Genomic DNA, 7812 nt, shown 5'->3' on the forward strand with positions numbered 1-7812 from the left:
TTTTCATCGCTGAGGACGACGTGTTGATGATCGTTTTGAAGGAACCTTGCTTTACCAAATCTTTCAGCTCCATGAAGATGATATAGGGAACTACGGTTTGCAGCTCGAAGTGCATCTCCCGTCCCTGCTTGGAATACACAAGATCAGGGAAGCTGCCCCCGGCGTTGTTAAACAGCATGTCGATTTTGTCCTCCTTGCTCTTGATCTCGTCCAGCGCCCGTTGTAAGGCGGAGAAATCGGCGAGATCGGCTTTATATTGTCGAAGCTGCCGGTTGGCGAGAGCTTTCTGAATCAAGGCGTCGTCGCTGGGGAAAGCGGAACGGACCAAGGCAAGAACGGTCCAGCCTTCACCCAGCAGTCTGCGGGTCAGCTCCAGGCCGATGCCGTTGTTTGCCCCGGTAATCAGTGCAATTGAGTTGGTTTTCATATGTGCCTCCTAGCAAATGGATAGGTTTTTGTATTTGCGGTAAAGCCACTCTACAACTTGTAGTCGGCTACAAGTCAATCCCCATTTTTGAAAAACTTACCGAACTTGACCTGGAGTCAGCTCCAAGTTGTATGATGGTATGAACATATCAGAAACGAGAGGGAAGAAAGCCATGACTGATGCATATACGATCAAAGAAGCCGCGGAGCATACCGGCATCCCCGAAGAAACGATTCGCTATTACGAACGGATCGGGATTCTGCCGCACGCAGAGCGTAAACCAAACCGCCACCGGGTGTACCGGCCAAAGGATTTGGAGACGATGCAGCTGGTCACCTGCCTGAAGAAGACAGGTATGCCGCTGGAGGAGATGAAGCCGTTTTTGAAACTGTCGGTCGGCGATGACATCAGCGAGCATCCGGAGCTGCACGGTTTGATTTTGGAGCACCGGGCGAAAATCAGGGAACAGATGGACTCTCTTCAGCAGATCCTGGATTTCATTGATTCTCAGGTGATTGGAACAGCGCCTGAAGCGGAGTGCGGTTTGGCCGACCAGCCGAAACGATTCGGCTTCCTGAGCTTGAAACCGTGAGCCAGCCGGAAGGAAAAGAAGGATTTTGGCGGAAAATTCCCGGAATTCTAACGAAAAAGGAAAATATTGAAACAATTTAGGCACTTCTAACGTATACCCTTATATAGACAGTCAGGAATACGCGCAGGGGGGAACGGAGGATGGAAACGCTTTATTGGAGCTGTCTGGCAGGCGGGGTTATTTTTGCGGTGGTCAGCGTAGTGCTTGGCGATATTTTGAGCCATGCGCTGGATGGGCTTCTCGATTTTTTGTCCGTTGACGTGCTGAAGCCGATGGTGATTGCGACGGCGGTGACTGTATTCGGAGGCGCAGGTATTCTGCTGCTGCGTTACACCAATTTGCACCAAGGCTTAAGCGCACTCTTTGCTGGAATCGGTGCCGTTGCTATGGCGGGTATCGTCTATGTGGCGTATGTCAGGCCGATGGAGAACAGCGAGAATTCCACGGGATATTCCATCCGCGAGCTCGAAGGCCGCATCGGTGAAGTGACGATTCCCATTCCGCCGGAAGGGTTCGGTGAGGTGATGGTGAGGCTGGGGGCAGGCAACACGCTGCACATCGCCTCCAGTCTGGAGCGGCTTCCGCTGCCAGCTGGAACCCGCGTCGTCGTCGTGGATGTGCTGGACGGCGTCCTGCGCGTGACCGGACTTGAAGAGAGAAAAGGAGATGTGGTTTGATGACAGTGCCTGAATACCTGGTAATACCGCTGATCGTTATAGGGGTAATCGTTGTGCTTGGCTTGGCTTTCTGGGCCCGTTACAAAACGGTGGGACCGGATGAAGCCATGATCGTGACGGGATCGTTTCTGGGAAGCAAAAACATATCGGAGGATGAATCCGGACGGAAAATCAAAATCGTTCGGGGCGGAGGGGCTTTTATCCTGCCCGTCTTCCAGCAGTCGGAATTCATATCGCTGCTCTCCCACAAGTTGGATGTGTCTACGCCGGAGGTATACACGGAGCAGGGCGTGCCCGTCATCGCTGACGGCGTGGCCATCATCAAAGTAGGCAGCTCGATTGAGGACGTCGCGACCGCGGCGGAGCAGTTCATCGGCAAGCCGATTGAAGCCTTGAAGGGCGAGGCGCAGGAAGTGCTGGAAGGGCATCTGCGGGCCATTCTCGGTTCGATGACTGTGGAAGAGGTGTACCGGAACCGCGACAAGTTTGCCCAGGAGGTTCAAGGTGTAGCGGCCAGGGACTTGAAGAAAATGGGCCTGCAGATCGTCTCCTTTACGATCAAGGACGTACGCGACAAGCAGGGGTACCTCGATGCGCTCGGCAAGCCGCGGATTGCAGCGGTGAAACGGGACGCGGAGATCGCCGAGGCGGAAGCGATGCGCGATGCGCGGATCCAGAAGGCGAACGCCGAGGAGCAGGGGCAGAAGGCCGAGCTGCTGCGCGATACGAATATCGCCGAAGCGACGAAGGCGAAGGAATTGAAGGTAGCTTCCTTTAAGAAGGAACAGGACACTGCCAAGGCGGAAGCCGACCAGGCGTACCACATACAGGAAGCCCGCGCCAAGCAGACGATGGTGGAAGAGCAGATGAAGGTAGAGCTCGTTCGCAAGGAGCGGGAGATCGACCTGCAGGAGAAGGAAATTCTGGTGCGGCAGAAGCAATATGATGCCGAAGTGAAGAAAAAAGCGGACGCCGACCGGTATGCAGTCGAAGTCGCGGCCGAAGCCGACAAGGCGAGAAAGATGCTGGAGGCCGAGGCGCTGCAGTACTCCATCGAAACCCAGGCGAAGGCATCGGCCGAGCAAAAGCGGCTGGACGGCCAGGCCATTGCCGACGCAGAACGTGCCAAAGGTACCGCCGAGGCGGAAGTCATCCGCCTGCGGGGTCTTGCGGAAGCCGATGCGAAAGAGAAGCTGGCTGAAGCCTTCCAGAAGTTCGGCGAAGCGGCCATCCTCGATATTATCGTGAAAATGCTGCCGGACCTGGCGGGCAAAATCGCCGAGCCGATCGCTTCCATCGACAAGCTGACGGTGGTGGACACCGGCAAGGGTGAGGGCGCGGCACGCGTGAGCAATTACGTTACGGAGTTGATGTCAACGGCTCCGGAAATGCTCAAGAACGTATCCGGCATCGACGTGGAGAGCCTCATCCAAGGCTTGACCGGACGGAAAACGCCTCCGGCTGCATCCGCGGCGCCTGCGGCCGCGCAGCAGGATTTGGTTACCCTGGAAGCGGGGGCAACGAAGGAATAATAGAACTCTACGCGGGATAACCGGCGCTTCGCAAGCCGAATGATCGGCATGCGAAGCAGACGACGGGTATCCCGATCCTCAATCAACCAGTAACAGAATGATAGCTTAAACGGCGGCTCGCTTTGGGTGATTTTCCAAAGTGAAGCCGCCGTTTTTGTTTGAGGGATTAACTATGAGCAAGGATTCACATTACAGCAGCAGTATCGCCGCACCCATCATCGGGGTGATGACCATGCATGTTTTCAGCCAACGGGCGGGAACGCGCTTCGTAAACTTCGCCCCGACGTAAGAGCCGATCATCGTTCCGCACACCACCGCAATGAGCAGCCGGAAATCCAGGTACCCGATCGTAAAATAGCCTGCTCCGCCAGCCAGCGCGATCGGAATGATGACCATCATCGTCGTTCCTGCCGCATAGCGCATCGGCATGCCAAGCAGCAGCATGAGCCCCAGCTGAATGAACGGCGTGGAACCGATGCCGAACAGGCCGGACAGCATGCCGGTAACGACGCCGATCAGCAGCGCGAAAGACCAATACCGCAGTCCCTTGGCGGCAGGCGGAGCCTGGCTAACGGACGCACCCGGCCGACGCGAAACGACGGCCATCCGCAGCCACAGGGCGAGCCCCGAGGTGAACAGCATGCCGGAAGTCATCCAGCCCAGTTTATCCTCCGGAATGAGCGTTGACCAGCTGGAGCTGACCCACGCCCCCGCCGCTCCGGCCAAACCGACGACCGCGCCCGACTTCAGCAGCATATTTCCTTCGCGGTAATGGCTGACCGAACCGGAAAGGGACGAGAAGAACATCGCCGCCAGCGCGGTTCCCAGCGCGATATGAATCGGATATCCGAACACAACGGTCAAGATCGAAATGATAAAATCGGAGCCGCCCGCGCCCACGAAGCCCAGAAGCAGACCGAGCAGAATCATAACGGCAGAGATATCGATCAGCTTCATCGGTCCACCCTCCACACCTGATGGGGAACGCCGATTCCAGCCGGTTCCGGCAGGTCATCAGCAATGCGGCTGGTAGTGTCCAGCACCATGATGGCCGGTTTTGTCCCATAGACCGGCCATGCAGGCAGCGCATCGATATTGGGATCCCCGCTTCGTATGAACGCGACCCAGGCTTCCCGCATACTTCTTGCGAGTGGGTATTGCTCGGCGGGTACTGCGTACGGGTCGCCGGCTGCAAGGGCAGCCGGAGCCTGCGCTTCCGGATCCCAATGAATAAGGCTGCCTTCATAGCCGTGCGTCGCTCCGAGATGGCCGCCGGCGCGAAGCCGGTACATCCATACCGGGGTTCCTGAGAAAGCGAGGGCCTGTGCGAACTGCAAAGCCCCAATCGTGTACAGATGCTCGGTTAACGTTGTACACCATGCGTCGGCTGGGGACATCGCCTCGGCATAACGCTGATAGGCATCCCATACGGCGGGAGCATGGCTTCCAAAAAATCTGTCGAGCGGTTCCATACCTGGGGACTGGAGCGTGGAATCGTCCCGGATAAAGATCGACGCTTCGTTTTCGTTCGTGCCGATCAGGAGCGGCGGCAGGCCGGAACTAGCAGCAATGCCGGCCAAAGGGTCCAAGGGAATGACCCGGCCGTCCGCCACCGGGCCGAACATGTGCAGGCTGCGCGACGTATCCGAGCCGACGGCGGACTGCGCTGCGATGAGCTGCTCGAACGGAAGCTCCAGCAGCGGGCCTGGATCTGCACCGAACAAGCCCAACTCCTCGAGGATCCGGAGGGTGGTGACGTTGGCGGTGCGCCGATCCCGGATCGCTTGGGTGGCGCCGCTTTGTGCTACGGCCCGGTGGAATAACCCGCGTGCCGCTTCCATCGCATAAAGCGAAGCGGTGCACTTGGCACCGGCGGAATTCCCGATAACAGTCACGCGGGCCGGATCGCCTCCAAAGGCTGAGATGTTACGCTGAACCCACTGCAGCGCGGCCGCAATATCGAGCAGACCGTTGTTTCCCGAGGCTGCATATTCCTCGCCCAGCACCTCGCCCAAGTAGAGGAAGCCTAACGCGCCAAGGCGGTAATTGATCGATACGTAGACGATGCCATCCTCTGCCGCATGCCGCAAACCGTCGCAGTCCGCGCCGGTGCCCGATACGAATCCGCCGCCATGAATATACACCAATACGGGCATCGATTCTTTTTCGCATCCCTGGGTCCACACGTTCAAATACAAACAATCTTCGGACTGTATACGTGTAGCCCCTACTGAAGGATCGGTTTGCTGGGGGGCGAGCGGACCGAAGTGATCGCATTTTCTTATGCCGGGCCATGGTTGCGGAGGCGCCGGAGGCTGGAATCTCCGTTTGCCCGTCGGCGGCGCTGCATAGGGAATGCCCCGAAATACATAGGCCCCTTGTAAAGGTACTCCTGAGACTTTGCCTGATGTGGTTTGTACGATCAAGGTGCTCGACTCCTATTCCTATTGATTTGTGAACTATTATAACTTGTTTATTCCATGAACTATAATATATATTGAATTATATTTATCATAACTTATAGGTTATTCTCGAGATCGAAAGAGGGAGTGGAACTGCTGCAGCTAAAATATTTTCAGGTTGCCGCCCGGATGCAGCATATGACCCAGGCGGCCCGCAGCCTGCATATTTCGCAGCCGGCGCTCAGTAAAATGATCGCCTCGCTGGAAGCCGAGCTGGGGACGAAGCTGTTTGAGCGGGAGCCCAAAAGCATACGGCTGAACGAGCACGGCAAGTTATTTTTGCACCAGGTGGATATCGCCCTGCAGGCCCTTGAGGACGGCAAGCTGCAACTGCAGGACCTTGGCGGCTCTGCTTCACCCGCCGTCTCGCTCGACGTCCGCGTTTCCTCGCATTTACTGCCGGACCTGCTGGCCGATTTCCGCAAAGAATGCCCAGCCGCCGAGTTCCATTTGCTGCAGCATTCGACGTTCGAAGGGGCGGCGAGCTTCGATCTTTGCCTTTCCGACGGGGCCGAACTGCCGCCGGGAACAACGTCGCTATCTTTGCTGGAAGAGGAAATTTTCGTTGCGGTTCCCGCGGACCATCCGCTCGCTGACCGTACGCAAATCGGCTTGAAGGAGCTGAGGGAGGAGAGCTTCATCTCGCTGCCCCCGGGCAAATCGCTGCGCGAAACGACGGATGCTTTTTGCCGCCTAGCCGGTTTTACTCCGCGTATCCGGTTTGAGAGCGACGACCCGGCCATGGTTCGCGGTTTGATCCGGGCGGGTCAAGGCGTTGCGTTTCTGCCGGCTATTACTTGGGGCGGCTCAACCGGGCCGGACGTCGTTCTGCTGCGGCTCGAAGAAAGCTGGTGCAAACGCTCGATTGCCTTGTCCTGGCCGCAGGAACGGTATTTGACGCATACCGCAGCGGCATTTCGCGATTTTGCCGTGAACTATTTTGCCAGGCTGGCTGCACCGCATGATCAAGATTGTGGCCGAGGCGATTAAAACAGGGAATGCACGGTTTCATGTCCGCTCGGTTTGACGAATCGGCCGATTTCTGATATTTTTTCTGTCTGTCAGAGATGATAAAACTTATCAGGCGTCAGCAAACGAGGTGCATAGTGTGAGCAGTCTGCAAGTGAGCAAGGTGTTAAATAACAATGTCATCATTGCCGAGCATCCCCAGCACGGCGAGGTGGTGGTCATCGGCAAAGGGATCGGCTTTAATCGGAAGACCGGTCAGGCCATTCCGTTGGCTGAGGTAGAGAAGATGTTTATTTTGACCAAGCCGGAGGAGCAGGAGCAGTATAAGCAGCTGCTGCCCCAGGTAGACGAGAAACTGATTGAAGCGGTCAACGAAATATTGCTGCATGCTGACCAGACAAGCTCAGGGGCCTTGAACGAGCATGTCCATATCGCCCTGACGGATCACATCGCATTTGCGATCAAGCGCATGCAGCAGGGCATTCATATCCATAATCCCTTTTTGTACGAGACCAAAGAAATGTACCCCGAGGAGTTCCGAATGGCGGAGTTCGCCGTCCGGCTGATTCATCAGAAGCTTGGCGTGGATCTGGGTGAAGAGGAAGCCGGATTCATCGCGCTGCATATCCACGGCGCGCTGACCAACCAGCATATTTCCGAAGTGCGCAAGCATTCCGAGCTGATCAGCGATCTGGTCCACATCGTGGAGACGGAGATGTACGTGTTACTGATACGATCAGGCATGAGTAAACCTGTAGATCTTGGTTGTTTTCCCCATTACTGGGGCAATCTAACGCTTAGCGGTAGAGACCAGGATCCCGAGCGGATACTCATGCCTTTTTGGTATTTACAAAATCTCAGCAGAAAGCAGGATGATCCTCATGCAGCAAACGTTTAAAATTATCGATGAAGACGGAATCCATGCGCGTCCGGCGACAGCGCTTGTCAATACAGCTACCAAATTCAAGGATACGGAGTGCTTTGCCGAATCCGGCGGGAAGAAGGTCACTTTAAAATCGATTTTGGGCGTTCTGTCTCTGGATCTGGAGCAGGGCGACATCATTTCGCTGATCGCGGAAGGCGGCGATGAGCGCGCAGCACTGGAAGCGCTTGAGCAGGTTATGGTTGGCGAGGGGCTGGGCGAGATTCATGA

General features: G+C 56.3%; 9 protein-coding genes. 6 read left to right on the forward strand and 3 right to left on the reverse strand.

Features of this window, described 5'->3' with window-relative positions:
* Window positions 1-427, reverse strand: a 427-nt coding sequence (locus tag CPT76_RS40265; RefSeq protein ID WP_258168725.1) for an SDR family NAD(P)-dependent oxidoreductase, incomplete at its 3' end; no start/stop codon positions are given.
* A 172-nt stretch (window positions 428-599) separates the two neighbouring features.
* On the opposite strand from CPT76_RS40265, the gene CPT76_RS21535 reads away from it, so the two are divergent.
* From CPT76_RS21535 to CPT76_RS21545, 3 genes are all read left to right on the forward strand, one after another.
* Window positions 600-1019: a MerR family transcriptional regulator gene (locus CPT76_RS21535; RefSeq protein WP_181152988.1), complete on the forward strand. Its 420-nt coding sequence runs from the start codon at window positions 600-602 to the stop codon at window positions 1017-1019.
* A gap of 140 nt (window positions 1020-1159) precedes the next feature.
* Window positions 1160-1696, forward strand: coding sequence for an NfeD family membrane protein (locus CPT76_RS21540; RefSeq protein ID WP_105444420.1), 537 nt, complete (start codon window positions 1160-1162; stop codon window positions 1694-1696).
* Complete coding sequence (locus CPT76_RS21545) at window positions 1696-3228, forward strand: flotillin lipid rafts scaffold protein FloT (protein ID WP_181152989.1); 1533 nt, start codon at window positions 1696-1698, stop codon at window positions 3226-3228. The genes CPT76_RS21540 and CPT76_RS21545 overlap by 1 nt, the downstream gene beginning before the upstream one ends.
* A gap of 189 nt (window positions 3229-3417) precedes the next feature.
* Here the strand turns inward: CPT76_RS21545 and CPT76_RS21550 are convergent, their stop codons facing one another.
* Both CPT76_RS21550 and CPT76_RS21555 read right to left on the reverse strand, forming a co-directional pair.
* The gene (locus CPT76_RS21550) at window positions 3418-4185 is read right to left on the reverse strand and encodes a sulfite exporter TauE/SafE family protein (protein WP_105444421.1); all 768 of its coding nucleotides are present in this window, start codon (window positions 4183-4185) and stop codon (window positions 3418-3420) included.
* Window positions 4182-5654, reverse strand: coding sequence for a carboxylesterase/lipase family protein (locus tag CPT76_RS21555; protein WP_105444422.1), 1473 nt, complete (start codon window positions 5652-5654; stop codon window positions 4182-4184). Before CPT76_RS21555 ends, CPT76_RS21550 begins: the two co-directional genes overlap by 4 nt.
* Before the next feature lie 123 nt (window positions 5655-5777).
* On the opposite strand from CPT76_RS21555, the gene CPT76_RS21560 reads away from it, so the two are divergent.
* The 3 genes from CPT76_RS21560 to CPT76_RS21570 form a co-directional block, all read left to right on the forward strand.
* The gene (locus CPT76_RS21560) at window positions 5778-6680 is read left to right on the forward strand and encodes a LysR family transcriptional regulator (RefSeq protein WP_105444423.1); all 903 of its coding nucleotides are present in this window, start codon (window positions 5778-5780) and stop codon (window positions 6678-6680) included.
* Between the two features lie 118 nt (window positions 6681-6798).
* On the forward strand, window positions 6799-7557 hold the full coding sequence (locus CPT76_RS21565) for a PRD domain-containing protein (protein WP_105444424.1): 759 nt from the start codon (window positions 6799-6801) through the stop codon (window positions 7555-7557).
* Window positions 7541-7812 (forward strand): HPr family phosphocarrier protein (locus tag CPT76_RS21570; protein WP_146116396.1); only part of this gene is annotated, 272 nt, incomplete at its 3' end. The genes CPT76_RS21565 and CPT76_RS21570, both read left to right, overlap by 17 nt.

This window comes from Paenibacillus sp. AR247 (assembly GCF_002968895.1).
Lineage (GTDB): Bacteria > Bacillota > Bacilli > Paenibacillales > Paenibacillaceae > Paenibacillus_AQ > Paenibacillus_AQ favisporus.

Coding starts and splice junctions, on each gene's coding strand:
- CPT76_RS21535 (WP_181152988.1), top strand. CDS start 600: ATGACTGATGCATATACGATCAAAGAAGCCGCGGAGCATACCGGCATC.
- CPT76_RS21540 (WP_105444420.1), top strand. CDS start 1,160: ATGGAAACGCTTTATTGGAGCTGTCTGGCAGGCGGGGTTATTTTTGCG.
- CPT76_RS21545 (WP_181152989.1), top strand. CDS start 1,696: ATGACAGTGCCTGAATACCTGGTAATACCGCTGATCGTTATAGGGGTA.
- CPT76_RS21550 (WP_105444421.1), bottom strand. CDS start 4,185: ATGAAGCTGATCGATATCTCTGCCGTTATGATTCTGCTCGGTCTGCTT.